The organism is Leifsonia poae (genome assembly GCF_050632865.1).
In the GTDB taxonomy this organism is placed as follows: Bacteria; Actinomycetota; Actinomycetes; order Actinomycetales; family Microbacteriaceae; genus Leifsonia; species Leifsonia poae_B.
This window is the reverse complement of the sequence record NZ_JBODSA010000002.1, coordinates 335760-359878: the sequence shown is the minus strand read 5'-3', so window position 1 is coordinate 359878 and position 24119 is coordinate 335760. Positions and strand designations below refer to the sequence as shown.

Here is a 24119-nt window from a genome sequence, read left to right as displayed (position 1 = left end):
GAAGGTTAACGCGGGGTGTTGTCTTGTGCTCGCGGCCCTGTGAATCCGCGGTCAGTCGGTGATCGTGACCCCCGTGCCGAGTGGGAGTGCATCGACCGCCGCGATGGCGTCGGCGGAGAGCCGGATGCAGCCGTGCGACACGGCGCCGCGTGCGGTGGACTGGAAGTGGATGCCGATCAGGCCGCCGTCCGTACCACCGTACGGCTCATCCGCGGCGGTGGCGTGCAGGGAGGTCAGCTGGATGCGGTGCTCGTCCTGACCCTGCGCCGGGTCGAGGTAGCGGGCCTGAAGATAGCCGGTTCCCGTCGGGGTCGGGGTATCGGCTGTCCCGACGCCGACGGGGAAGGTCTTCGTGGCCGTGCCGTGCTCGTCCACGATGCTCAGGGTCTGCTTCGACGTGGAGATGCGGATGCTGCGGGTCAGTTCGGCGACGGGCAGGAGCGACGCGGTGGGCACCCAGGCCGCGGTCTGGGCGGGAGCCGGCTTCGCGGTGGTCGCGGCGGAGGGGAGCTGCTGCCGTGACGGGGTGAGCACGAGCGACCATTTACCCTTCGTCTGGATCGGGACGACGACAGTCGAACCGCCGAGGAAGTCGCGGGCGGGGATGTGAGCCACCGGGGTCGCGAAGTCCGCTCCATAGACGGCGGTGTCGAAGGCGACGCGCGCGGTCGTCCGCACCTCGGGAGTCGTGGGGGCGGCGAGCAGGCCCGGGATCACGGCGTCGTAGGTGGCGGCGGGGAGAGTGGCGACCTGCGAGGCGGAGATGGCCGGCGGCAGTGCGGGGCCGTTGTCCGCGTGCGCGCTCGAGGTCTGCGACGGGGTCGACGTCGCCATCGGAGTGGGGGCTGCGCAGGCGGTCAGTGCCGCGGCAAGGGTTGCGGCGACGAGAAGGAAGGGGAGGGGGCGGCGGTGGTTCATGGGCTCGCAGGAGGTCGTGGCGGGTGGAGAGGGGAGGGCGGCGCGGACGCAGGCGTCCGCGCCGCCCGGATCGTGAGCGGGATCAGCCGCTGACGACGGGGAGGTTCTTCGCGCCCTGGGTCGCGGCCGGGGCCGGGGCCGGCACCTCGTTGCCGCCGACGGCCGGCGCGACATCGTCGCCCTCGTCGCCGTTGTCGGTGGTGTCGCCGTCGTCGCCGTTGTCGGTGGTGTCGCCGGTCACCTGGACGGTGACGCTCTGGGCGACGCCGGAGGTGGCACCCGTGACGGTGATCACGAACGGACCGGGGACGGCGGTGCCGATCAGCCAGAGCTTGAAGCTGACCGCGCCTTCGGCCGACGCCGTGTAGGTGCCGCCCTTCAGCGTCCTGCCCTGGTAGTCGACCGAAACGGTCACCCTCTCGCCCGGCGTGTAGCCGGCGGCGGCGACCGAGACGCCCTTGTTGCTGTCCGCGAGGTCAGCGGTGCTGATCGTGGGCGAGTCGGTGGCGATGCCCTTCGGCAGCAGCACGGTGAGCGCGACGGTGTTGGAGTCATCGCCCTGGTCGCTCGTCGCGGACACGCTGTACATCGTGCCCAGCGTGGTGAGCACCAGAGGGTTGTCGGGCTCGTAGATCTCGTGGAACGCGCCCGTGGCGTCGGCCGTCACCGTGTGGGTGTCGATGGTCGCCGGCGTGGAGTCGTCCACCGTAATCGTGACGACCGAATCGGCGGTGAAGCCGGAACCGGTGACGTCGAGGCCGTCCCCCCAGGAGCCGGAGGTGTAGGTCGTGTTGGCCAGCGTGATGGTGCCGGTCGTCGCCGCGTTGGCGGGGACGGCCGTCAGCACGCCGGCCGCGACGACCGCGGCCGCTGCGGCGAGGACGCCAAAGCGGAGTCGTGTGGAGTTGGTCATTACTCTCCTCGGTATTTCAGATACGTGCCGAACGGCACGACCCCGAGGCTAGCAAGAAGAATGTTACGTATGCATCGCAGGCATAATTGAGGTCAGGCGCGCGACTCCACCGGGGCGTACGTCTCGATCGAGACGATGCCGGAGGCGGGGTTCGTCGCCGAAAGGTGCACCACCGAGAAGCCGCCCGTGTCGAGGTCGGCCGCGTCGTTGAGGTAGCCGCCCGGCATCGTGCCGGTCGCGAGAGCGATCTCGCGCATGATCTCGGGGAGGACGGGGCCGTGGCTGCAGAGGACCGCGGTCTTGCGCGACCGGATGCGCTTGCCGATGACGCGGCGCACCTCCGGCTGCCCCTCCTCGTAGGCGTCCTGGCTGATGCCGTGATCGCGGACCGGCTTGATCCCGGTGGCTGCAGCGAGTGGCGCGACTGTGGTCACGCAGCGGACAGCGTCGGAGGTCACGATGCGCTTCGGCTTCCAGGCCTGGAGGGTCGCGACGTCGCCGGCGGCCTGCTTCACACCGCGCTCCGTGAGCGGGCGTGCGGCGTCGGAGCCGTCCCAGTGCTCGCGCGGTGCCGCCTTGCCGTGGCGCAGCGCGATGAGGGCGAAGGTGGAGGTGATGCCCTGGTGGACGAGCGCGTCGAACGCCTCCAGGATCTCGACGTCGCGCTCGTAGGTCAGGTATCCGCGCGCCTTCTTGATGGTCACCCACTCGATGGCGGCGATCTCGCCGTTCGGGACGAAGCTCGACCGCGCGATCGCCTTGTCGCTCACCTCGGCCGCCCAGTAGTGGACGATCTTCTCGCGACCGCTGCTGAGCGGATAGGTGGAGACGCCGAGGGGGACGCCGAGCCCGATCCGCAGGCCGGTCTCCTCGTGGATCTCGCGCACGGCGGTCTGGGGCAGCGTCTCGCCGGGGTCGACCTTGCCCTTGGGGATGGTGACGTCGCCGTACTTCGTGCGATGCACGACGAGCACCACGATGCGGTCGTCCACGACCCGCCAGCAGAGGGCGCCCGCGGCGTAGATGGCCGGGCTCACCGCCTGGTTCCCGTACGGGTGCTGCGGGGCCGGTGGCTGTACTGCTGGATCAGCTTGTTCTGCAGGTCGACCAGCGGCTTGCCCTTCTCGTCGAGGTGGTGGCGCGTCCACACGCCGTCCTGATCGAGCCGCCACGTCGCCGTGCGCTCGTCGAACGCGAGATCGAACAGGGCCTCCAGCTCGCGGACGTGCTCCGGATCGGACAGGCGGACCAGCGCCTCCACGCGGCGGTCGAGGTTGCGGTGCATCATGTCGGCGCTGCCGATGTAGACCTGCGGGTCGCCGCCGTTCACGAACGAGAAGACGCGCGAGTGCTCCAGGTAGCGGCCGAGCACCGAGCGCACCCGGATGTTCTCGGACAGCCCCTCGCGCCCCGGGACCACGCCGCAGATGCCGCGGACCCAGAGCTCGATCGGCACCCCGGCCTGGCTCGCCCGATAGAGCGCGTCGATGATCGCCTCGTCCACGATGGAGTTGAGCTTGATCCGGATGCCCGACGGCCGGCCGGCCTCCGCATTGGCGCGCTCGGTGTCGATCCGCTTCAGCAGCCCCTTGCGGAGGTGGAGCGGGGCGACGAGCAGCCGCTTGAACTTCTTCTCGATCGCGTAGCCGGAGAGCTCGTTGAACAGGCGCGTGAGGTCTTTGCCGACCTGGTCGTCGTCGGTGAACAGCCCGAGGTCTTCGTAGATGCGCGAGGTCTTCGGGTTGTAGTTTCCCGTGCCGATGTGGCTGTAGCTCTTGAGCACGCCCTTCTCCTCGCGGATGACGAGGGCGAGCTTGCAGTGTGTCTTGAGCCCCACCAGGCCGTAGACGACGTGCACACCGGCCTTCTCGAGCTTGCGGGCCCAGGAGATGTTGTTCTGCTCGTCGAACCGCGCCTTGATCTCGACCAGCGCGAGCACCTGCTTGCCCGCCTCCGCGGCGTCGATCAGTGCCTCGACGATCGGGCTGTCTCCCGAGGTGCGGTACAGCGTCTGCTTGATGGCGAGGACGTGCGGGTCGGCCGCCGCCTGCTCCAGGAAGGCCTGCACACTGGTCGCGAACGACTCGTACGGGTGGTGGACGAGCACATCCTGCCGCGCGATCGCCGCGAAGATGTCGGGCTTGGCGTTCGGCTCGCTCGGCATCAGCTGCGCGGGCGTCACCGGCACATGGTTGGGGTAGTGCAGATCGGGGCGGTCGATCTTGGCGAGGTCGAACAGCCCACCGAGGTCGAGCGGCGCGGGGAGGCGGTAGACCTCCTGCTCGGTCACGTCGAGCTCGCGCACGAGCAGGCCGAGCGTCACCGGGTCCATGTCGTCCGTGACCTCGAGGCGGATCGGCGGCCCGAAGCGGCGGCGCAGCAGCTCGCGCTCGAGCGCCTGGATCAGGTTCTCGGTCTCGTCCTCGTCGATCTCGACGTCTTCGTTGCGGGTGACCCGGAAGACGTGGTGGTCCAGGATCTCCATACCGGGGAAGAGGTCGCCCAGGTGGTTGGCGATGAGGTCTTCCAGCATGATGAACCGCACCTGCCCCAGTCCCTCGCGCTGGTCGATGCGGACGAACCGCGGCAGCATCTGCGGCACCTTGAGGCGGGCGAACTGCTCCTTGCCGGTGCGGGAGTTGCGCACGCGGACGGAGAGGTTGAGCGACAGCCCCGAGATGTAGGGGAAGGGGTGCGCCGGGTCGACCGCCAGCGGCATCAGTACCGGGAAGATCTGCTGCGAGAACACCTCGCGCATCTGCGCCTTGTCGGCCTCGTCGAGGTCGCCCCACGTCGCCATGGTGATCCCGGCCTCGGCCAGGGCCGGCTGCACGAGGTCGTGATAGGCACGAGCGTGCCGCAGCTGCAGTTCGTGCGCCTTATCGGAGATGTCGGCCAGCACGTCCTGCGGCGCGCGCCCCACGTTCGTCGGCACCGCCAGCCCGGTCGCGATGCGCCGCTTGAGGCCGGCGACTCGGACCATGAAGAACTCGTCGAGGTTGCTCGCGAAGATGGCCAGGAAGTTGGCCCGCTCGAGCACCGGGAGCAACGGGTCCTCCGCCAGCTCCAGCACCCGCTGATTGAACGCGAGCCAGCTCAGCTCGCGGTCGAGGTAGCGGTCGTCCGGCAGGTTGGGGTCGGGCTCGTAGATGAAAGGAGCGAAGTCGTCGTCGAAGTCGCTGCCCAGGCTCCCGCCCAGCCCTGTGTCGAAAAGGCCGTTCTCCAGAGTGGTCCGCTCGTCCATGCCCCCATCATGTCACCGCGGACGGGCACCAGGGGCGGCCTGGCGTAAACGGTGGATAAACGGCGTAAAGCCGAGCCTGTGGACGAGTTCAGGGACGGACGGACGTCGGGAGGCGGTCGTTGTCCTCTTCATAGACGTTGAAGCGGTACCCGACGTTGCGCACGGTGCCGATGAGCGATTCCAGATCGCCGAGCTTCGCCCGCAGGCGCCGCACATGGACGTCGACCGTGCGGGTGCCGCCGAAGTAGTCGTAGCCCCACACCTCGCTGAGCAGCTGCTCGCGCGTGAACACCCGCGAAGGATGCGTGGCGAAGAAGCGGAGGAGTTCGAACTCCTTGAAGGTGAGATCGAGCTGGCGGCCGTGCGCTTTCGCCGAGTAGCTGGCCTCGTCGATCGTGACGCCGGACGCCTGGATCTTGGTCTGCGAGTGCTCCTGCGTCTGCCGGCCGATCGCGAGCCGGATGCGCGCGTCGACCTCGGCGGGGCCCGCGGAGTCGAGCACGACGTCGCTGACGCCCCAGTCGGCGCTCACCGCGGTGAGGCCGCCCTCGGTCAGCACGAGCACGAGGGGCACCGTCACGCCCGTGGTGGTGAGGATCTTGCACAGGGACTTCGCGCTCGCCAGGTCGCGCCGCGCGTCCACGAAGATCAGGTCGCAGCTCGGCGCGTTGACCAGGGAGGCCGGCTCGGCCGGGATCTGACGCACCCGGTGGCTGAGCAGGGCCAGGGCGGGAAGGACCTCGGACCCCGGTCCCGCGGAGTCGGCGGCGGAGGAGCTGATCGCACCGGCGGAGCCGGGCGCCGACGGACTGGGCGCAGACGTGAGGATCAGAAGTTGCGCCACCCATACCTCCTCATCCGTCTGTGCCGCAATGCTACCGGAAATGCCGCGTCCCCTTTCCGGCCAGGCGCGCGAGCCCGCTGCGGGGCACAATGGGAGGGTGACCGACGAGATCCCCGACGCCTCCGCGCCGCACGTGCTCGGCCCCGCCGCAGCCGCGGGCCCGGTGCAGCCGCCGCTCCCGCGCTGGGCCTCGGTGCTCAGCATCGGCTCGGTGTGGGTGCTCGCGCTCGTTCTCGGCATCCTGATCGGCGTGCTGGCGCGGCCCGCGGCGTACGCGTCCTGGCTGTCGCTGGCGCTCGCCGTGTGCGCCCTGCTGTCGTTCGTCGCCCAGCTGGCGACGCAGCAGAAGGACGGCTTCATCACCCGGCTCGCGGCGACGGTCGCCGGCAGCTTCGTCGTGTTGGGCCTGGTCGGCGGAATCCTCGCGATCCTCGCTTAGACTGGACGCATGCTGGTCGCTCTCGAACTCTTCTTCGTCGGCCTTCTGGGCCTGGCAACGCTCGCGATCCTCGGCGTCTCGGGGCTGGTGGTCTACAACCTGTTCCGCGGTCAGCGCTGAGCGCGCAGGCGCGTCTCATGATCGAGATCCCCACCGACCTCCCGGCCGAGCTCGTCCCGCTCTCGTGGCTCATCGGCGTCTGGGAGGGCACCGGCGTTCTCGATTACGCCGTCGAGGAGGAGCACACGCAGCTGGAGTTCGGCCAGCGCATCAGCTTCAGCCACGACGGCCTGGGTTACCTCAACTACTCGTCCACGTCGTGGGTGCTCGACGAGGAGCGCACCCCGCTCGCGGCCGAGACCGGCTACTGGCGTCTGCACCGCAAGCTCGTGGAGGGTGACGCCGGACCCGCGATGCTCCCCGGCACGGGCACGCGCCCCTTCAACACGGCGCAGTCGGTGGAGGCGCTGCGCACCTCGAACGGCGCCTTCGAGATCGACGTGTCGATCATCCACCCGGACGGCGTGAGCGAGCTCTACATCGGCCAGGTCGCCGGTCCGCGCATCGACCTGGCGACCGACGCGGTTCTGCGCACGGCCGGCGCCAAGGAGTACACCGCGGCGACGCGCCTCTACGGGCTGGTGGAGAACCACCTGCTGTGGGCGTGGGACATCGCCGCACTCGGCCAGGAGCTGCGCACGCACGCCAGCGCCCGGCTCGCCAAGGTCGACTGAGGCCGCGTCATGGATGCGCGTTCGCCCTTCCTCGACCTGCCCGGAGCCGTCGACCTCACCGACAGCGGGGTGCCGTCGCACTACGGCAACCCGCTGCCCGAGCAGCGCGCGCTGGCCGACGGCGACGCGATCGTCGACCTCTCCGACCGGGCGGTGCTCACCATCCAGGGGCCGGACCGGCTCAGCTGGCTCAACTCCCTGACCAGCCAGGCGGTGTCGGCGCTCAAGCCGGGGGAGTCGTCCGAGACGCTGCTGCTGGATGTGACGGGCCGCGTGGAGCACGCCGTCCGTCTGGTCGACGACGGCGACACCCTGTGGATGCTCGTCGACCGCCCGGAGGCGGAGGGCCTGCTCGCCTGGCTGAACTCGATGCGGTTCATGCTGCGCGTGGAGCTGGCCGACCGCACGGCCGACTTCGCGACCATCGGCACGCTGGGCGACCCGCCGCTGCCGATCGCGGCGCCCAACGGAGTCCCCCTCATCTGGCACGATCCGTGGCACGCGGTCACGCCGGGCGGGCATCAGTACGCCCGCGGCGAGCATCCCGGCGCCGACTGGTCGTGGAGCGAGCGCCTGGTCCCGCGCGACGCCCTGCCGTCGCTGGTGGCGCGTGTCCGCAGCGGCGAGCTGACGGTCGCCGGCACCCTCGCGGCGGACGCTCTGCGCATCGCCGCCTGGCGGCCCCGGTTCTCCACCGAGGTCGACGAGCGCACCATCCCGCACGAACTCGACTGGCTGCGCACCGCCGTGCATCTGAGCAAGGGCTGCTACCGCGGTCAGGAGACAGTGGCGAAGGTGCACAACCTCGGTCATCCGCCGCGCCGGCTCGTCATGCTGCACCTCGACGGCTCGGAGGGCGTGCATCCCGAACGCGGGGCCGTCGTGTCGCTCGACGGCCAGGAGGTCGGTGCGGTGACCTCGGTCGCGCTGCACTACGAGCTCGGGCCGATCGCGCTCGCGGTCGTGAAGCGCTCGACGGACGCCGTAGCGACGCTGACGGTGGAGGCCGATGGCACCGCGGTGGCTGCCTCGCAGGAGGTCGTCGTGCCGCCCGAGGCGGGGGCCGAGGCCCACGTCCCGCGCCTGCCGCGCCTCGGCGCGGTGACGCGCACGCCCCGGGCCTAGTCCGCATCCGTCAGGCGGGCGCTACGGCCTCCCACGCCACGGTCAGCTCGCCCAGCCGCCAGCGCGTCCGGCCGCCGATGATGGGCCAACCCGCGTCGCGCATCCCCTGCGCCACCGCGATCCATCGCTGGCTCGGCCCGTAGGCGGCGAGCGGCGAGTGGATGCGCCACTCGCGGTCGAGGTCGGCGAGGAACCGGTGCACGCGCTCGCCGGGAACATTGCGGTGGATCAGCGCCTTCGGCAGCCGTTCGGCGACCACGGACGGCGCCTCCAGGTCGCGGAGCCGGAGGGAGATCGACAGCGACCTCGGACCGTCCGGATCGAGCGCCACCCAGCTCGAGATGCGGCCGATCTCGTCGCACGTGCCCTCGACGAGGACGCCGCCGGGCTGCAGCCGGGCGCACATCCGCTCCCACGCCGCAGCGACCTCCACCTCGCGGTACTGCCGCAGCACGTTGAACGCGCGGACCACCGCCGCGCGCCGGCCGTCCGGCAGCGGGATCTCGAACCCGCCTAAGGCGAACCGGATGCGCGCCTCCGGGTCGAACCCGGTGCGCCCGGCGCGGACCGCCTCCAGTTGCTCGTCCGCCGTGCGCACGCGGCCCGGCTCGATCTCGAGCCCGACCACCTCGACATCCCGGCGGACGCGGGCCAGGCGTTGGTGGAGCTCCAGCGACGTGACCCCGCTCGCGCCGTAGCCGAGGTCGACCACCAGCGGGTCGCGGGTGCGGCGCAGCTCCGGCAGCGCCGCGATCCACCGGTCGACGCGGCGCAGCCGGTTGGTGTTCGTCGTGCCACGGGTCACCGTGCCGACCGCGCCGGAAGCCATGGCTCCAGTCTGCCAGCGGCGGCGACGGACCCGTGCGCGCGATAGATTGGGGGCATGGCCGCTCCCTACACTTTGATCCTCCTGCGCCACGGCAGCAGCGAGTGGAACGAGAAGAACCTGTTCACCGGCTGGGTCGACGTGCGTCTCAGCGAGACCGGCGTCGCCGAGGCCAAGCGGGCGGGCGAACTGCTCCGCGACTCCGGCCTCGAGCCCGACGTGCTGCACACCTCGGTGCTGACGCGCGCCATCCAGACCGCGAACTACGCGCTCGACGTCGCCGACCGCCTGTGGATCCCGGTGCAGCGCTCGTGGCGTCTCAACGAGCGCCACTACGGCGCCCTGCAGGGTCTCGACAAGGCCGAGACGCTGGAGAAGTACGGCCCGGAGCAGTTCCAGCTGTGGCGCCGCTCGTTCGACGTGCCGCCGCCGCCGCTCGCCGACGACAGCGAGTTCTCGCAGGTGGGCGACCCGCGCTACGCCGGCCTCGGCGACGAGCTGCCGCGCACGGAGTGCCTGAAGGACGTCATCGCCCGGATGCTGCCCTACTGGGAGTCCGACATCACGCGCGACCTCGCCGAGGGCAAGACGGTGCTCGTGACCGCGCACGGCAACTCGCTGCGCGCCCTCGTGAAGCACCTCGACGGCATCTCGGACGATGACATCGCCGGCCTCAACATCCCCACCGGCATCCCGCTCGTCTACAAGCTCGACGAGGACTTCGCGCCCGTAGAGCCGTCGTACTACCTCGACCCGGAGGCGGCCGCCGCAGGCGCCGCCGCGGTCGCCGCGCAGGGCAAGAAGTAGCCACGACCAGCACGTTCGTCGTCGTCGCGTTCCTCCGGGGACGCGGCGACGACGTGTCTGTGCCATCGAGCAGCGGGGATGAGTTCCCGGCGGGCGACTGGCCGCTTCATGTCACCATCGTGCCGCCGTTCGAGACCGAACTGACGGCGGAGCAGGTGGCCGCGCTGATTCCGCGCGTCCCGCCCATCCCCGTGACCGGTGGAGCCCACGAGCGCTTCGGCGCACGCCGCACCGTCCCGGTCACCGTACTGCACGATTCGGCCCCGCTGACCGCGCTGCACATCTCCCTGGTGGATGCGCTCGAGGCCGCCGGTGTCGCCCTGCGCGACCAGCACCACCTCCGCGACGGCTACCGTCCGCACGCCACCGACCAGCGCACCGCGCGCCTCCACCCCGGCGAGCACGCCCTCCTGACCGAACTCTCGATCGTCGCCCGCGCCCCCGGCTCCCGCCGCCGCGTCGCCGCCCGAGTCCCCCTCCGCCCCTAGCCCCACCGTCGAGTACGCAAAGAGTGCACGCGACCCGCCGGGGACGCGTGCACTCTTTGCGTACTCGATGGAGGGGATCAGCCCGCGAGTTCGGGGGCCCAGTCGCCCGTGGCGAGGTACTGGACCTTCTTGGCGATCGAGACGGCGTGGTCGGCGAAGCGCTCGTGGTAGCGGGACGCGAGGGTCGCATCCACCGTGTCCACGGCCTGGCCCTTCCACGTCTCGCCGAGCACCTTGTCGAAGACGCTGATGTGCAGCTCGTCGATGTCGTCGTCGTCGTTGCGGATCTCGTCGGCGAGGCGGATGTCCTGCGTGCGCAGCAGCTCGGCCAGCTTCTCCGCGATCTGCACATCGAGGCGGCCCATCTCGGCGAACGTCGAGCGCAGGCTCTTCGGGACGACCTTGTCCGGGAAGCGATAGCGCGCCAGCTGCGCGATGTGCTCGGCCATGTCGCCCATCCGCTCGAGCGAGGCGCTGATCCGCAGCGCGCTCACGACGATGCGGAGGTCGCGCGCGACCGGCTGCTGCCGGGCGAGGATCTGGATGGACAGCTCGTCGAGCAGCACGGTGAGCTCGTCGATGCGGTGGTCGTTCGCGATCACGTCCTCGGCGAGGCTCACGTCGGACTCGTTGAACGCCTGCGTCGCGTGCTTGATCGAGCGGACGACCAGCTCGGCGATCTCGACGAGGCGGTCCTGAACCTCCGCCAGCTCCTGCTGGAAGACTTCGCGCATGGGATGTGGTCCTTCCTGGCGTGCGCGGGCACGCGGGATGTCGGGGCCTTCTGACCCCGAATAGATGTTCGCGACGGCAGGTTAACAAACGGTGCCGTCCGGCTGAACACTGTCTAACGTACCCGCGAAAACACGCGGGTGGGCTGATGGATGCGTCCATGCGCGTGTATCGGGATCACTACGCTTGGCAGCATGGACTCCACCTGGTTGGTGCTGCTGTCGCTGGGCCTGGGGCTCGCCGTCGGCGCCGGTTTCGTGTGGATCCTGCACATCGCCGAGCGCCGGGGCAGTCATGCAGCGCAGGTGGCCAGCCCCGCCGTCCCGGACGGCGTCGACCAGGTGCTCGACGCGATGGAGTCGGCCGGGGTCGTGCTCGACCCGTCCAACAACGTCATCAAGGCGTCGCCCGGTGCGCACGCGATCGGCCTGGTCTGGAACGGCGCGCTGGTCCACCAGCATCTGATCGACCTGGTCGACCGGGTCCGCCGGACGGGCGAGTCGGTCACCGAGGAGTGCGAGCTGTCGCGCGGGCCGTTCGGCGACGCGAACATCCACCTCAGCGTCCGCGTCGCGCGCCTCGGCTCCCGCTACATCCTGCTGCTCGCGGAGGACCGCACCGAGTCGTTCCGGCTCGAGGCGGTCCGCCGCGACTTCGTCGCCAACATCAGCCACGAGCTCAAGACCCCGATCGGCGCGGTCGGCCTGCTCGCCGAGGCCCTGGACGACGCGTCCGACGACCCGGACCAGGTGCGGCGCTTCGCCCTGCGCCTGTCGGAGGAGGCGCAGCGCCTCGCCCGCATCACGCAGGACATCATCGAGCTGAGCCGGCTCCAGGCGACGGATGCGCTGGGGGACGCCGCGGAGCTGTCCGCGCACAAGGTGGTCAAGGCCGCGATCGACCAGAACCGCGTGGCCGCCGAGACGCGCAACATCGAGCTGGCGATGCGCGGCGACAAGCAGGCGTTCGTCATCGGCAACGAGAAGCTGCTGGTCACCGCCGTGGACAACCTCATCTCGAACGCGATCCAGTACTCGCCCGACGACTCCCGCATCGGCATCGGCGTCCGCAACGCCGGCGGCGTGGTCGAGATCGCCGTGACCGACCAGGGCGAGGGCATCCCCGAGGAAGACCTCGACCGCGTGTTCGAGCGCTTCTTCCGCGTCGACCAGGCCCGCTCCCGCAACACCGGCGGCACCGGCCTCGGCCTCTCGATCGTCAAGCACGCCGTGCAGAACCACGGCGGCGAGGTGCGCGTCTGGTCGCAGCCGGGACGCGGCTCCACGTTCACGATCCGGCTGCCGGAAGCCTCCACGACCCGACCCCCGATAGGAGACACCCAGTGACATCCATCCTGCTCGTCGAGGATGAAGCGGCGCTCAGCGAACCACTCGCGTATCTGCTCAAGCGTGAGGGGTACGAGGTGGAGGTCGCCGAGGACGGTCCGGCCGCGCTGGCCGCGTTCGACCGCAGCGGCGCCGACCTGATCCTGCTCGACCTGATGCTCCCGGGCATCCCGGGCACCGAGGTGTGCCGCGAGATCCGGAACCGGTCGAACGTCCCGATCATCATGCTCACCGCGAAGGACTCCGAGGTGGACATCGTGGTCGGGCTCGAGCTCGGCGCCGACGACTACGTCACCAAGCCGTACTCGTCCCGCGAACTGCTCGCCCGCATCCGGGCCGTGCTGCGCCGCCGGGTCGAGGAGGAGGAGCAGCAGGACGACGGCGTGCTCGAGGCCGGGACGGTGCGCATGGATGTGGACCGCCACACGGTCTCGGTCAACGGCACGGAGATCTCCATGCCGTTGAAGGAATTCGAGCTGCTGGAGCTGCTGCTGCGCAATGCCGGTCGCGTGCTCACCCGCGGTCAGCTGATCGACCGGGTGTGGGGGAGCGACTACTTCGGCGACACCAAGACGCTCGACGTGCACATCAAGCGAATCCGGTCGCGCATCGAGGAGAGCCCGTCGGAGCCGCGGATGCTCGTCACGGTGCGCGGGCTGGGGTACCGCTTCAACGCCTGAGCCGCGGACGCGGAGACGACGAAGCCGCCCGGTGCGATGCGCCGGGCGGCTTCTGCGTTCGTGGGGTGCCTACTGCGCGGCAGGCAGGATGGTCGGCGGCACCAGGCTGGAGTACTCCGGCAGCTGGCCGTCGAGCACCGGCACCTTGAGGTTGACGCCGGTCTCGTCGCCGTACTGGAAGTAGACCGAGTAGAGCTGACCAGGCTTCGCGGTGAACTCGGGGATCAGCACGTTGCTCGGGCTCGCGGTCTCGGGGTTCTGGCCGAGCTGCTTCACCTGGCCGGCCTGCACGGTCACGTGCGCGGCCGAGCCGCGGTCGCCGGCGGTGATCGCGACGCGGTGGCTCTTGTCGCCCGTGTTGACGAGGGTCACCACGAGGTTGCCGACCGTGCCGTCCTTCGCATCGGCGACGATGATCGCGTTGCGGACGTCGACCGTGCCGACCGAGCCGCTGACGCCGTCGCTCGCGTCGTAGTGCTTCGTGGTGGCCTGCGGAGCGACCAGACCGCAGCCTGCGGTCCCGAACGCGACGGCCAGGGCGAGGGCGACCGACGTCGCGACTCGAGCTTTCACAGATGACCCTCCAGGTGCGTTTTCCGATGCAACTCTATCCCATGTAGAACAGCGCTCCGGAGGCTGTGGAAGGCGTGAGGGCGAACCTTAGCATGTGCCTCATGTGGTATCCTATTCATTGCTGAAGGGACAACAAATCTATGCTTTTCGAGGTTGGCGAGACCGTCGTCTATCCGCACCACGGTGCCGCAACGATCACCGAAGTCAAGAAGAGAATCATCAAGGGTGAAGAGAAGCTGTACCTCAAGCTCAACGTGACTCAGGGCGACCTCACCATCGAGGTTCCGGCCGAGAACGTCGACCTCGTCGGTGTACGCGACGTCATCGGCAAGGAAGGCCTCGACCGCGTGTTCGAGGTGCTGCGAGCCCCCTTCACCGAGGAGCCGACCAACTGGTCCCGCCGCTACAAGGCCAATCTCGAGAAGCTGGCCTCGGGCGACGTCATCAAGGTCTCCGAGGTCGTCCGCGACCTCTGGCGCCGCGACCAGGACCGCGGCCTCTCCGCCGGCGAGAAGCGCATGCTCGCCAAGGCCCGGCAGATCCTGATCTCCGAGCTGGCGCTGGCCGAGAAGACCGACGACGAGAAGGCCTCCAGCCTGCTCGACGAGGTGCTGGCCTCCTAGGGATTCTCTCCCCGCTTTCACGAAGCCCCGCTGCCCGATGCAGCGGGGCTTCGTCGTGCTCGGGGGCGGCGCCTCCCGGTACGGTGGTCGGGTGGAGAGCATGCGGGAGCCGCGGGTCGCGGTCGTCGTCGTCGCGGCGGGATCGGGGACGCGCTTGGGCGCGGGCCGGCCGAAGGCGTTCGTGACACTGCAGGGGCGGACGCTGCTGGAGCACTCCCTCCATGCCGTGCGGGGCATGCGCTACGCGGCCGAGGCGATCGTCGTGGCACCGGCCGACCTCGCGGAGGACGCCGCCTTTCTCGCCGAGCAGGCGCTCGGGGCACCCACCACCGTCGTCGCCGGCGGTGACACCCGCCAGCGGTCCGTCGCAGAGGGGCTTGCGGTCGTCGACCCCTCCGTCGATGTCGTCCTCGTGCACGACGCCGCGCGGGCGCTCGCGCCGGCCGCCCTCTTCGACGCGGTGGTGGAGGCCGTGCTCGAACGCGGGTACGGCGTCATCCCGGGTCTGCCCGTCAGCGACACCGTCAAGCGCGTCGGCGACGGCGGCCAGGTGCACGAGACCGTCGACCGCTCCGCGCTGTCGGCCGTGCAGACGCCGCAGGGTTTCCCGCGCGAGCAGCTGCTCACCGCGTACGCCCTCGCCGAGTCCGACGAGACCGACGACGCGGGCCTGGTCGCGGCCGCCGGCTTCCGGGTGGATGTGGTGCCCGGCGACGCGCACGCCTTCAAGGTGACGACGCCCTGGGACCTGCGGAGGGCGGAGGAGCTGCTGTCCGGCGTCGCGGTCCCGCGGATCGGCACCGGCAGCGACACCCACGCCTTCGACCCGGACGCCGAGCTCTGGCTGGCCGGGCTGCACTGGCCGGGCGAGCCCGGCCTCGCCGGGCACAGCGACGGCGACGCGGTCGCGCACGCGATCGTCGACGCGCTGCTCTCCGCCGCGGGCCTCGGCGACATCGGCGGCGTGTTCGGGACGGGCGACCCGCGCCTCGAGGGCGCCCACGGCGACGTCTTCCTCCGGGAGGCCCGACGCCGGGTCGAGGAGGCCGGGTTCCGCATCGGCAACGTCGCGGTGCAGGTCATCGGCAACCGCCCCAAGCTCTCCCCGCGACGCGAGGAGGCGGAGGAGCTGCTGTCGACCATCCTCGGCGCCCCGGTGTCGCTCGGCGCGACGACCACCGACGGCCTCGGCTTCGCCGGCCGCGGCGAGGGCGTGACGGCCCAGGCGACGGCGCTGCTGCTGTCCTGAACCGGTCCGCCGGGTCTACGGTGGCCGGTGGAGCGCCGCCGGTCGCGGCGCGGGAAGGACCGGAGATGGCATCCACCGACACGGAGACGATCGCGCGGCGCTACATCCAGGCGGTGGGCGCGCATGACGAGGAGCCGCTGGCCGACCTGCTCGACGTCGCCCTCGTGGCCGAATTCGCGGGGACGACGAGCGACAAGGACGGCTGGCTGAAGGCCATCCATCGGCTGCTGCCCGCCCTCGTGCGCAACGAGATCCGCGAGGTGTTCGCCGACGGCGACCGCGCCTGCGTCGTCTACGACTTCGTCACCGACACGTCGGCGGGAGCCGTGCGCTGCGTCGAGCTGCTGACCGTCCGGGACGGCCGCATCGCCCACATCGAACTGCTGCTCGACCGCGCCGCCTTCGCCCCGGTCAACGAGGAGCTGGCGCAACGCGCAGCCTCCTGACGGCCGCTCCCTCTAGGCTTGGTGCGTGACTCTGCGACTCTTCGACACGAAGGCGGCCGCCCTCCGCGATTTCGTCCCGCTGCGCGAGGGCGAGGTCGGCATCTACCTGTGCGGCCCGACCGTCCAGTCGTCGCCGCACATCGGCCACCTCCGCTCGGCCCTGGTGTATGACCAGCTGCGTCGGTGGATGACGTACCGCGGACTCGACGTCACGCTGGTCCGCAACGTCACCGACATCGACGACAAGATCCTCGTCAACGCCGCCGCCTCTCAGGCCGAGGGCGGCAGCGAGGAATGGTGGGCGCTGGCGTACCGGTTCGAGCTGGAGTTCACCGACGCCTACCGCGCGCTCGGCGTGCTGCCGCCGACCTACGAGCCGCGCGCGACCGCGAGCATCCCGCAGATGCAGGAGATCATCCAGCGTCTGATCGACGCCGGCCACGCCTACGCGGCGACCGACGGCTCGGGCGACGTCTACTTCGACGTGAAGAGCTGGCCGTCGTACGGCGAACTGACCCGCCAGAGCATCGACAACATGGAGGCGGCCGCCGACGCCGACCCCGCGCCAAGCGCGACCCGCGCGACTTCGCCCTGTGGAAGGGCCGCAAGGACGACGAGCCGGAGTCCGCCGCGTTCCCGTCGCCCTGGGGCGACGGTCGGCCCGGCTGGCACATCGAGTGCTCCGCGATGTCGCGGCGCTACCTCGGTCCGCAGTTCGACATCCACGGCGGCGGGCTCGACCTGCGCTTCCCGCACCACGAGAACGAGATCGCGCAGTCGACGGCCGCGGGTTTCCCGTTCGCGAACTTCTGGGTGCACAACGGGCTCGTGCACGTGAACGGCCAGAAGATGAGCAAGTCGCTCGGCAACTCGATCTACGCCGCCGACCTGCTCGGCGCCGCCCGGCCGCTGGTCGTCCGGTACTACCTCGGCTCGGCGCACTACCGGTCCACGATCGACTACCACGACGGCTCGCTGAGCGAGGCGGAGGCCGCGCTCGACCGCATCGCCGGGTTCTTCGAACGCGTGGAGCGGAGGCTCGCCGGAACCCGCTTCGCCGGCCACGGCGTCGAGATCGTCCCCGACGCGTTCGCGGAGGCCATGGACGACGACCTCGCGGTGCCGCAGGCCCTCGCCGTGCTGCACGACACCGTGCGTTCAGGGAACGCGGCGCTGGATGCGGAAGACTTGGAAGCGGCCGCCGCCGCCCGCGGGCACGTGCTCGCCATGACGGAGGTGCTGGGCATCAACCCGCTGTCGCCGCAATGGCGCTCCGGCGGATCGTCGGCGGCCGAGTCGGCGCTCGACGAGCTGATCGGGCGACTGCTGGCCGACCGTCAGGAGGCCCGAGCGGCGCGCGACTTCGCCGCGGCCGACCGCATCCGCGACGAGCTGAGCGCGGCAGGAATCACCATCGAAGACACCCCGACGGGGTCGCATTGGAGCATCGGATCATGAAGAACTCGGGTGGCAAGCCCCGCGCCGGGGCCGTTCGCAAGAGCAAGAAGGGCGCCCAGGTCGGCACCGGGGGCCACGGGCGCAAGGCGCTCGAGGGCCGCGGCCCGACGCCCAAGGCGGAGGACCGCGAGTACCACGCCGCGCACAAGGCCAAGGTGCTGCGCGAGCGCGCCGCCGAGAAGGCCGCACGCGGCGGCCGGGACGCCGCGGCACCGCGCGGAGCGTCCGGAGCCTCGCGCCGGGCGAAGACCGGCGACGAGTCGGAGATCGTGACCGGCCGCAACTCGGTGCTCGAGGCCCTGCGCGCCGACATCCCCGCCTCGACCCTGTACGTCGCCGCCCGGGTGGAGTTCGACGACCGGATGAAGGAGATCCTGTCGATCGCGACCAGCCGCGCCATCCCGATCCTCGAGGTCATGCGGCCGGAGCTCGACCGCCTCGCCGGCCGCGACGCCGTCCACCAGGGCGTCGCGCTCAAGGTGCCGCCGTACGAGTACCGGCACCCGGGCGAGCTGCTGGATTACACGATCCGCAAGGGCGACACCCCGCTGTTCGTCGCGCTCGACGGCATCACCGATCCGCGCAACCTCGGCGCCATCATCCGCTCGACCGCCGCATTCGGCGGCCAGGGCGTGATCGTGCCGCAGCGCCGCTCGGTCGGCATGACGGCCGCCGCATGGAAGACGTCGGCCGGCGCCGCCGCCCGCACGCCCGTCGCGATGGCGGCGAACCTCACCCAGACGCTGAAGGACTTCAAGAAGGCCGGCGTCTTCGTGCTCGGACTCGACGGGGGCGGCGACACGTCCCTCCCGGGCCTGTCGTTCGCCGACCGCCCGGTGGTCATCGTCGTCGGCAGCGAGGGCAAGGGCCTCTCGCGACTGGTGACCGAGACCTGCGACGCGATCGTGTCCATCCCGATCAGCGCCTCCACGGAGTCTCTGAACGCGGGCATCGCGGCGAGCGTGACACTCTACGAGATCTCGAAGCTGCGTGCGGAGGCGAAGGCCGCCAAGCGCTCCTGAGGCTCAGCTGGCCTGACGCTCAGCTGGACAGGGAGCCGGTCGCGTAGCCGTTCGTCACGACGGCGATGAACATCACCAGCCAGATCGCGAAGAACAGCACGAAGAACCCGATCCCGGCGTAGCCGAGCACCAGGCCGGCGATCGCGAAACCGCGGCCGCCCTCGCCGGTGCGCTTGATCTGCGCGAGGGCGATGTGGCCGCAGATGACCGCCGCGAGGCTCATCACGAACGCGGCGACGAACGAGAGGATCGCGAGCACGTTCGTGCGCGGCGCGGGCGGCCCATAGGCGTACGGGTTCGGCGCGTACGGGTTCGGGGCGTACGGATACGGCTGTCCGTAGCCGGTCTGCCCGGACGGCCGCGGCGCGACGGGCTGCCCGCTGTAGGGTCGCCCGGTGGACGGGTCGGTGTTCGACATCAGGCTCCTCGATCGCGTGACTCTCCGAGCGTAGCGGCCCGGGCGGCGGACGCGCGGCCATCCGAGCTGGGGCGAGAGGCCCGACCTACTTGGTTGCGCAACTCCCGGGTTTTCGCGAAAACCCGTCCCACTGACCCGGTGTAACAAGAGTCCGACTTGCATCGGTCAGGTAGGCCGCGGGGCTCTCAGAGATCACAAATACGGTCATCTCGTTCTTGCCCTGCGCCAAGCACGTCGGCCCGATCCACGGGGTGGGGGCGAGAGCGATGAAAAGCACCGCGCCCACCACCAAAAGTGGCAACACAGAATCCAACCATTTCCGAAGTCGGAACATGCGTTCGTCTCGTCGCGCCCATCGCCTGAAGTCGGCCGCGCTGGTGGAGGTAGCTCGTCTTATCGCCCGAAGTTCCCGCCGCAATAGGCTCGCGGCGAGCCGAGCCTCGAAGAACGCCTGTTCGACCTTGGGTTTTCGGAGCGCGCGCTCTCGCGATTTCCAGATTGCCCTTTGCGCTCTCGTTGCGTTCGCGTTCACATGGTGAGCGAGATCGTGAAGCGTCGCATAGTGGCCCATTTCAAGAGAAGCGACGCTGAGAGCGTTCCGCGCAAACTGCGCTTCCCGAGAGAGAACTAGCCAGCGCCGCAATTGCCAGTCGATGGTCCACCCGTAGCAGGCGGTCCACAACTGGGCCGCGAACAAGCCGCTGAGGGCAATATTCCAGGGAAATGGGGCAGTAGTTACCGCCCCACATACGCCCATCCCCAATACCGCTAGCATGCCGACGCCTCGCCAATGCACGGTATCGATGCTTAGAGAGAGCCAGGGCATAGAGATCTGCATGAACATCAGCGTCGTCAGCGCTATCAACGTAAATCCGAGCGCGGGTTGATTCACGAGCGTCCCAAGAACGACCCGTGGCAGGTCCGTTGGGAGAATGAAATTGGTGAGCTGCTGAGCGGTCTCGAACATCCTCCCGCCGTCATTCACTCGGGTGTTCTGACGAGAAGGCTCCCAAAAAGAGGGCGGGATCGAGATTGCAATCACTCGAATCGACACAAAGACAGCGAACAACAGCGTCCAGCCGAACACGCGCGAAACCAACTTGCCCTTGGGTCGGATCGATGCTGCCTTCGGCTTTGGTGCCGCCTCTGTTACAAAGTCGATCACGAGGCGTGTGGGCTTATCTCGTGGATAGCGCCCCTCACTGTGCGAGACGCGCCCACTTCGTTCGCTTTCCAGAAGCCAGTCGACGTGATTTGCGCCCTGCTCTTCAAACCAGCTGAGGACGAGTGAATCTCCCTTAGGTCCACTTAACTTGAGCCGGAGCTCTGGGTCACCGATTCCCTCGAGGGAGTACTCGAGTCCGTGCTCGACGTGTGCCGTATAGACGAGCCTTTCGATCAAATTGGAAAAGGCAGTCACGGGGACACCTTTGCGTGGCAATGGTAAAGCCGACTCAGACCTTCGACCTCCAGTCGTCCTCGTCCTCGTCCTCATCGGCGTCGGCACCGCTCAGCACCGGGATGCTGATCGTCTCGGTCGGTGGGGCGATCACCGTCGCCTCGTCGCGGCGGTGGCGCAGGATGTCGTTGATGTACGAGGTCAGGGCCTCGGCGAGGGGCACATCCCGCCCTTCCTTCTGCGACATGAACCAGCGGTGCTCCAGCAGCTGGTGGAATACCTCCGCCGGCTCGAGCTTGCCCTTGAGGTCGGCCGGGATCGAGCGGATGACCGGCTCGAACACGCGCATCAGCCACTCGTGTGCCATCGCCTCTTCGTCCAGCCCCTCCTTGCCGAGCGTGGCCGCGTAGGAGTCTAGGTCGTTGAGGAGGCGGCGTGCCTGGTTCTCGCCGGTGTCGAGGCCCGTGAGGCGCAGCAGGCGGCGCTGGTGGTGTCCGGCATCCACGACCTTCGGCTGGATGCGCACCTTGGTGCCCTCCTCCGACGTCTTGATCGCCAGCTCCTCGATGTCGAAGCCCAGTTCGTTGAGTCGTTCGACGCGCTCGCTGATGCGCCAGCGCTCGGACGACGAGAACGACTCGCTGCCGGTCAGCTCCTTCCAGAGCGAGCGGTAGGCGGCGACGATGCCGTCCGAGACGCGGATCGGGTCCAGCTCCTCATCGGCGCGGCCGCCGGCCTCCAGGTCCATCAGCTCGCCGGCGATGTTGACCCGGGCGATCTCGAGGTCGTTCTCGCGCTGACCGTTCGAGAGGCCCCCTCGTAGAGCTGGCCGGTCTCCGCGTCCACCAGGTAGGCGGCGAACGCACCCGCGTCGCGGCGGAACAGCGTGTTGGACAGCGACACGTCGCCCCAGAAGAAGCCGACGATGTGGAGGCGGACCAGCAGCACCGCGAGCGCGTCCACCAGGCGGGTGGCCGTGTCCGGCCGAAGCGTCTGCGAGAACAGCGCGCGGTAGGGGAGTGAGAACTTGAGGTGCCGGGTGACCAGCGCGGCGTTCAGCGGGGTGCCGTCGTCGTCGGTGCGGTTCTTGATCACCGCCACCGGGTCGACGCAGGGCACATCGAGCCGCTGCAGCGTGCGCAGCATGTCGTACTCGCGCTGCGCCATCTCGGCCGTCGTCTCCTTGATGGCGATGACGTAGCCGGACATGTTCGCGAAGCGAACGAGGTGCCGGCTGATGCCCTTGGGCAGCAGCGCGATGTGCTGATTCGACCAGTCCTCGAGCGGGACGCTCCAGGGCAGATCGAGGAGCGCCGGGTCGACGGTCGCTGCGGTGATGTTGACGGATCCGGCCACGGTGGTTCCTCCGGTCGGTTTAAGCACTCTGCCGCAGCCCGAACCGGACTGCGGCAGAGTGAGGATTCGCTCCTGGAACTTTAGTCGACGACCGCGCCGCCCAGGCGCTCGCCCGTCTCCGAGTTGAAGACATGGACGTGGCCCGGCTTCGGCGTGATGTAGACGGTGTCGCCCGCGTTCGGGTGAACGCGGCCGTCCACGCGGCCGACGATGTCGGTGCGCTTGCCCTCGACCTCGGAGTGGCCGTACAGGTAGCCGTCGGCGCCCAGCTCCTCGACGAGGTCGACGGTCACCTTCAGGCCGCTGCCCTCGGTGCTGGAGACGACGACGTCCTCCGGGCGGACACCGATGGTGACCGTCTGGCCGGCGCCGGCGAGGGTGTCGCGCTCGACCGGGACCACCGCGTTGCCGAACTTGATGCCGCCGTCCGTGACGTCGGCGGTGAACAGGTTCATGGCCGGGCTGCCGATGAAGCCGGCGACGAACACGTTGTTCGGCTGCGCGTACAGGTCGCGCGGGGTGCCGACCTGCTGCAGCACGCCGTCCTTGAGGACCGCGATGCGGTCGCCCATGGTCAGCGCCTCCGTCTGGTCGTGCGTGACGTAGACGGTGGTGACGCCGAGGCGGCGGGTCAGCGAGGCGATCTGGGTACGGGTCTGGACGCGGAGCTTGGCGTCGAGGTTCGACAGCGGCTCGTCCATGAGGAACACCTGGGGGGAGCGGACGATCGCGCGGCCCATGGCGACGCGCTGACGCTGACCGCCGGAGAGCGCCTTCGGCTTGCGGCCGAGGTACGGCTCGAGGTCGAGCAGCTTGGCGGCCTCGAGGACGCGCTGCGCGCGCTCCTCCTTGCCGACGCCCGCGATCTTCAGGGCGAAGCCCATGTTCTCGGCGACGGTCATGTGAGGGTACAGCGCGTAGTTCTGGAACACCATCGCGATGTCGCGGTCCTTCGGCGGCACGTCGGTGACGTTGCGCTCACCGATGAAGATGTTGCCGTCGTTGACCTCTTCGAGGCCCGCGAGCATGCGGAGGGAGGTGGACTTTCCACAGCCCGAGGGGCCGACGAGGACGAGGAATTCGCCGTCTGCGATCTCGAGGTCGAGGGCGTCCACTGCGGGGCGGTTGGAACCCGGGTAGAGCCGGGTCGCCTTGTCATAGGTGACTGTCGCCATTTTCTTTCTGTCTCCTTCACCGGCAGGTACGTGCCGGACGATCCGTTGTGAATGGATGAACGCGTGGCGTGACGTCCGATGGCGTCGATGCCACGTGGCCATAATATGACATCGGAAGGGGTGCTTCGGACCGCGGGCGTCCAGGGACCGTCTGGTCGATTCCCAGACAGCCGGAATACGCTGTCCCGGTTGTGTGCGCCGGAGTGCGCCACCCGCCGCGTCCCCCCGCGCGGCCGTCCGACCCCCGAGAGCAGCATCCGGAAGATATGAGTCCTGAGACGAACCCCGACGACAGCCGTTCCGGCGACGTCCGCGCCGCCGCGCGCGAGAAGGCGCGACAGCTGCGCACCTCCCACCAGCGTAAGGAGCGCCGCCGTCGCCTGCTGATCGGCGGAGGCATCACCGTCGGCGTCATCGCCGTGCTCGCCATCGTCGCCGTCGTGCTCGTGTCCGCCATCCGCCCGCCCGTGCCCGGCCCCAAGAACATGGCCAGCGACGGCGTGGTCGTGGGCTCCGGGCTCAAGGTCAAGACCACGACCGCCCTGGCGCCCGACGCCCAGCCGGTCGCGAACACCCCCGACCCGAAGGCCAGCACGGTCGACATCCGCATCTACGCGGACTACCTGTGCAAGCTGTGCGGCGACTTCCAGCGCACCAACCTGGAGCAGCTGGAGCCGCTGGTGAAGGACGGCGCGGTCACGGTCGAGATGCACCCGGTCGCGATCTACACCAGCCACTCGGCGGGCACGAAGTACTCGCTGCGCGCCGCCAACGCCGCGGCCTGCGTGGCCAACTACTCCCCGAACGCGTTCTGGAAGTTCAACGCTTCCCTGTTCGAGAAGCAGCCCGCCGAGGGCGGCCCCGGCCTCACCGACGACACGCTGAAGCAGCGCGCCGCCGCGTCCGGCGCAGGCAAGACGAGCGAGATCGACTCCTGCATCGACGACGGCCGGTTCAAGAGCTGGGTGACCACGGCGAGCGACCGCGCTCTCAGCGGCCCCATCCCGAACTCCGACGTGTCCAAGATGACCAACGCGCTGCTGGTGCTCGTCAACGGCAAGCCCTACACGGGCTCCCTGACGAACGCGGACGACTTCAAGGCGTTCGTGCTCCAGGCGCAGGGCGACCAGTATACGTCGACCGCGACCCCCACCCCGACGCCGACGGCCACGCCCACCAAGTAGGGCGACCTTCGACCCCGTAGGATTGGGGGCGGCGGGCGACCGCCGTGCCGGCTTAGCTCAGTTGGTAGAGCACTCGCCTTGTAAGCGAGCGGTCGCGGGTTCGAGTCCCGCAGCCGGCTC

Annotated in this window: 23 protein-coding genes, 1 tRNA gene and 2 pseudogenes; 14 read left to right on the top strand and 12 right to left on the bottom strand. The window is 69.6% G+C overall.

The window, feature by feature from the left end; translation table 11 throughout:
- Positions 1–51: 51 nt before the first annotated feature.
- From ACRAWB_RS08990 to ACRAWB_RS08970, 5 genes are all read right to left on the bottom strand, one after another.
- The gene (locus ACRAWB_RS08990; protein WP_431353025.1) at positions 52–918 is read right to left on the bottom strand and encodes a L,D-transpeptidase; all 867 of its coding nucleotides are present in this window, start codon (positions 916–918) and stop codon (positions 52–54) included.
- Positions 919–1000: 82 nt separating this feature from the next.
- Positions 1001–1831, bottom strand: a complete 831-nt coding sequence (locus tag ACRAWB_RS08985; RefSeq protein WP_431353024.1) for a hypothetical protein — start codon at positions 1829–1831, stop codon at positions 1001–1003.
- Positions 1832–1923: 92 nt separating this feature from the next.
- Positions 1924–2868 carry an NUDIX hydrolase gene (locus tag ACRAWB_RS08980; protein ID WP_431353023.1) on the bottom strand — a complete coding sequence of 315 codons (945 nt, stop codon included), beginning with the start codon at positions 2866–2868 and terminating at the stop codon, positions 1924–1926.
- The gene (locus ACRAWB_RS08975; protein WP_431353022.1) at positions 2865–5075 is read right to left on the bottom strand and encodes an RNA degradosome polyphosphate kinase; all 2211 of its coding nucleotides are present in this window, start codon (positions 5073–5075) and stop codon (positions 2865–2867) included. Before ACRAWB_RS08975 ends, ACRAWB_RS08980 begins: the two co-directional genes overlap by 4 nt.
- Positions 5076–5163: 88 nt before the next feature.
- Positions 5164–5919, bottom strand: a complete 756-nt coding sequence (locus tag ACRAWB_RS08970) for a response regulator transcription factor (RefSeq protein ID WP_431353021.1) — start codon at positions 5917–5919, stop codon at positions 5164–5166.
- 97 nt (positions 5920–6016) lie between these two features.
- Here ACRAWB_RS08970 and ACRAWB_RS08965 point away from each other — a divergent pair, with 97 nt between their 5' ends.
- The 3 genes from ACRAWB_RS08965 (at position 6017) to ACRAWB_RS08955 (ending at position 8217) form a co-directional block, all read left to right on the top strand.
- Positions 6017–6358, top strand: a complete 342-nt coding sequence (locus ACRAWB_RS08965; protein WP_431353020.1) for a hypothetical protein — start codon at positions 6017–6019, stop codon at positions 6356–6358.
- Positions 6359–6495: 137 nt separating this feature from the next.
- Positions 6496–7092, top strand: a complete 597-nt coding sequence (locus ACRAWB_RS08960; RefSeq protein WP_431353019.1) for an FABP family protein — start codon at positions 6496–6498, stop codon at positions 7090–7092.
- Between the two features lie 9 nt (positions 7093–7101).
- On the top strand, positions 7102–8217 hold the full coding sequence (locus ACRAWB_RS08955) for a YgfZ/GcvT domain-containing protein (RefSeq protein WP_431353018.1): 1116 nt from the start codon (positions 7102–7104) through the stop codon (positions 8215–8217).
- 10 nt (positions 8218–8227) lie between these two features.
- On the opposite strand, the gene ACRAWB_RS08950 is transcribed toward ACRAWB_RS08955, so the two are convergent.
- Entirely contained in the window at positions 8228–9046 is an 819-nt protein-coding gene (locus ACRAWB_RS08950; protein WP_431353017.1) for a class I SAM-dependent methyltransferase, read from the bottom strand.
- A gap of 54 nt (positions 9047–9100) precedes the next feature.
- On the opposite strand from ACRAWB_RS08950, the gene ACRAWB_RS08945 reads away from it, so the two are divergent.
- Positions 9101–9850 carry a phosphoglyceromutase gene (locus tag ACRAWB_RS08945; RefSeq protein WP_431353016.1) on the top strand — a complete coding sequence of 250 codons (750 nt, stop codon included), beginning with the start codon at positions 9101–9103 and terminating at the stop codon, positions 9848–9850.
- Positions 9851–9909: 59 nt separating this feature from the next.
- Positions 9910–10338, top strand: coding sequence for a 2'-5' RNA ligase family protein (locus tag ACRAWB_RS08940; protein WP_431353015.1), 429 nt, complete (start codon positions 9910–9912; stop codon positions 10336–10338).
- A 77-nt stretch (positions 10339–10415) separates the two neighbouring features.
- On the opposite strand, the gene phoU is transcribed toward ACRAWB_RS08940, so the two are convergent.
- Positions 10416–11072, bottom strand: a complete 657-nt coding sequence (gene phoU, locus ACRAWB_RS08935) for a phosphate signaling complex protein PhoU (RefSeq protein ID WP_064109662.1) — start codon at positions 11070–11072, stop codon at positions 10416–10418.
- A 192-nt stretch (positions 11073–11264) separates the two neighbouring features.
- Between phoU and ACRAWB_RS08930 the strand changes: the two genes are divergently transcribed.
- A complete protein-coding gene (locus ACRAWB_RS08930; protein ID WP_431353014.1) occupies positions 11265–12416 on the top strand; it encodes a sensor histidine kinase in 1152 nt (383 codons plus the stop codon).
- Complete coding sequence (locus tag ACRAWB_RS08925) at positions 12413–13096, top strand: response regulator (protein ID WP_431353013.1); 684 nt, start codon at positions 12413–12415, stop codon at positions 13094–13096. The genes ACRAWB_RS08930 and ACRAWB_RS08925 overlap by 4 nt, the downstream gene beginning before the upstream one ends.
- Before the next feature lie 69 nt (positions 13097–13165).
- Here the strand turns inward: ACRAWB_RS08925 and ACRAWB_RS08920 are convergent, their stop codons facing one another.
- Complete coding sequence (locus ACRAWB_RS08920) at positions 13166–13669, bottom strand: hypothetical protein (RefSeq protein WP_431353012.1); 504 nt, start codon at positions 13667–13669, stop codon at positions 13166–13168.
- A 140-nt stretch (positions 13670–13809) separates the two neighbouring features.
- Here ACRAWB_RS08920 and ACRAWB_RS08915 point away from each other — a divergent pair, with 140 nt between their 5' ends.
- The 5 genes and pseudogenes from ACRAWB_RS08915 to rlmB all read left to right on the top strand — a co-directional run bounded on the left by ACRAWB_RS08915 (position 13810) and on the right by rlmB (position 18467).
- Positions 13810–14292, top strand: coding sequence for a CarD family transcriptional regulator (locus tag ACRAWB_RS08915; protein WP_021763858.1), 483 nt, complete (start codon positions 13810–13812; stop codon positions 14290–14292).
- Between the two features lie 100 nt (positions 14293–14392).
- Positions 14393–15541, top strand: coding sequence for a 2-C-methyl-D-erythritol 4-phosphate cytidylyltransferase (gene ispD / locus ACRAWB_RS08910; RefSeq protein WP_431353169.1), 1149 nt, complete (start codon positions 14393–14395; stop codon positions 15539–15541).
- A gap of 65 nt (positions 15542–15606) precedes the next feature.
- Positions 15607–15987 (top strand): nuclear transport factor 2 family protein, encoded by a 381-nt coding sequence (locus ACRAWB_RS08905; RefSeq protein WP_431353011.1) that lies wholly within the window; start codon positions 15607–15609, stop codon positions 15985–15987.
- Between the two features lie 25 nt (positions 15988–16012).
- A pseudogene (gene cysS, locus ACRAWB_RS08900) lies at positions 16013–17445 on the top strand (cysteine--tRNA ligase).
- Entirely contained in the window at positions 17442–18467 is a 1026-nt protein-coding gene (gene rlmB, locus ACRAWB_RS08895; protein ID WP_431353010.1) for a 23S rRNA (guanosine(2251)-2'-O)-methyltransferase RlmB, read from the top strand. The pseudogene cysS and the gene rlmB overlap by 4 nt, the downstream one beginning before the upstream one ends.
- Before the next feature lie 19 nt (positions 18468–18486).
- On the opposite strand, the gene ACRAWB_RS08890 is transcribed toward rlmB, so the two are convergent.
- The 4 genes and pseudogenes from ACRAWB_RS08890 to ACRAWB_RS08875 form a co-directional block, all read right to left on the bottom strand.
- The gene (locus ACRAWB_RS08890) at positions 18487–18885 is read right to left on the bottom strand and encodes a DUF4190 domain-containing protein (RefSeq protein WP_431353009.1); all 399 of its coding nucleotides are present in this window, start codon (positions 18883–18885) and stop codon (positions 18487–18489) included.
- 85 nt (positions 18886–18970) lie between these two features.
- A complete protein-coding gene (locus ACRAWB_RS08885) occupies positions 18971–20305 on the bottom strand; it encodes a hypothetical protein (RefSeq protein WP_431353008.1) in 1335 nt (444 codons plus the stop codon).
- Positions 20306–20339: 34 nt separating this feature from the next.
- Positions 20340–21640: pseudogene (locus ACRAWB_RS08880) on the bottom strand (DUF4032 domain-containing protein).
- 80 nt (positions 21641–21720) lie between these two features.
- A complete protein-coding gene (locus ACRAWB_RS08875; RefSeq protein ID WP_431353007.1) occupies positions 21721–22815 on the bottom strand; it encodes an ABC transporter ATP-binding protein in 1095 nt (364 codons plus the stop codon).
- Positions 22816–23081: 266 nt separating this feature from the next.
- Here ACRAWB_RS08875 and ACRAWB_RS08870 point away from each other — a divergent pair, with 266 nt between their 5' ends.
- Positions 23082–23999 carry a DsbA family protein gene (locus ACRAWB_RS08870; protein ID WP_431353006.1) on the top strand — a complete coding sequence of 306 codons (918 nt, stop codon included), beginning with the start codon at positions 23082–23084 and terminating at the stop codon, positions 23997–23999.
- 46 nt (positions 24000–24045) lie between these two features.
- Positions 24046–24118 (top strand) — tRNA-Thr (locus tag ACRAWB_RS08865).
- Position 24119 lies beyond the last annotated feature (1 nt).

Bases quoted from the DNA above. Each gene is read 5' to 3' on its own strand.
- ACRAWB_RS08990 (WP_431353025.1), bottom strand. From the start codon at position 918: ATGAACCACCGCCGCCCCCTCCCCTTCCTTCTCGTCGCCGCAACCCTT.
- ACRAWB_RS08985 (WP_431353024.1), bottom strand. From the start codon at position 1,831: ATGACCAACTCCACACGACTCCGCTTTGGCGTCCTCGCCGCAGCGGCC.
- ACRAWB_RS08975 (WP_431353022.1), bottom strand. From the start codon at position 5,075: ATGGACGAGCGGACCACTCTGGAGAACGGCCTTTTCGACACAGGGCTG.
- ACRAWB_RS08960 (WP_431353019.1), top strand. From the start codon at position 6,496: ATGATCGAGATCCCCACCGACCTCCCGGCCGAGCTCGTCCCGCTCTCG.
- ACRAWB_RS08955 (WP_431353018.1), top strand. From the start codon at position 7,102: ATGGATGCGCGTTCGCCCTTCCTCGACCTGCCCGGAGCCGTCGACCTC.
- ACRAWB_RS08950 (WP_431353017.1), bottom strand. From the start codon at position 9,046: ATGGCTTCCGGCGCGGTCGGCACGGTGACCCGTGGCACGACGAACACC.
- ACRAWB_RS08945 (WP_431353016.1), top strand. From the start codon at position 9,101: ATGGCCGCTCCCTACACTTTGATCCTCCTGCGCCACGGCAGCAGCGAG.
- phoU (WP_064109662.1), bottom strand. From the start codon at position 11,072: ATGCGCGAAGTCTTCCAGCAGGAGCTGGCGGAGGTTCAGGACCGCCTC.
- ACRAWB_RS08930 (WP_431353014.1), top strand. From the start codon at position 11,265: ATGGACTCCACCTGGTTGGTGCTGCTGTCGCTGGGCCTGGGGCTCGCC.
- ACRAWB_RS08915 (WP_021763858.1), top strand. From the start codon at position 13,810: ATGCTTTTCGAGGTTGGCGAGACCGTCGTCTATCCGCACCACGGTGCC.
- ispD (WP_431353169.1), top strand. From the start codon at position 14,393: ATGCGGGAGCCGCGGGTCGCGGTCGTCGTCGTCGCGGCGGGATCGGGG.
- ACRAWB_RS08905 (WP_431353011.1), top strand. From the start codon at position 15,607: ATGGCATCCACCGACACGGAGACGATCGCGCGGCGCTACATCCAGGCG.
- rlmB (WP_431353010.1), top strand. From the start codon at position 17,442: ATGAAGAACTCGGGTGGCAAGCCCCGCGCCGGGGCCGTTCGCAAGAGC.
- ACRAWB_RS08890 (WP_431353009.1), bottom strand. From the start codon at position 18,885: ATGTCGAACACCGACCCGTCCACCGGGCGACCCTACAGCGGGCAGCCC.
- ACRAWB_RS08875 (WP_431353007.1), bottom strand. From the start codon at position 22,815: ATGGCGACAGTCACCTATGACAAGGCGACCCGGCTCTACCCGGGTTCC.
- ACRAWB_RS08870 (WP_431353006.1), top strand. From the start codon at position 23,082: ATGAGTCCTGAGACGAACCCCGACGACAGCCGTTCCGGCGACGTCCGC.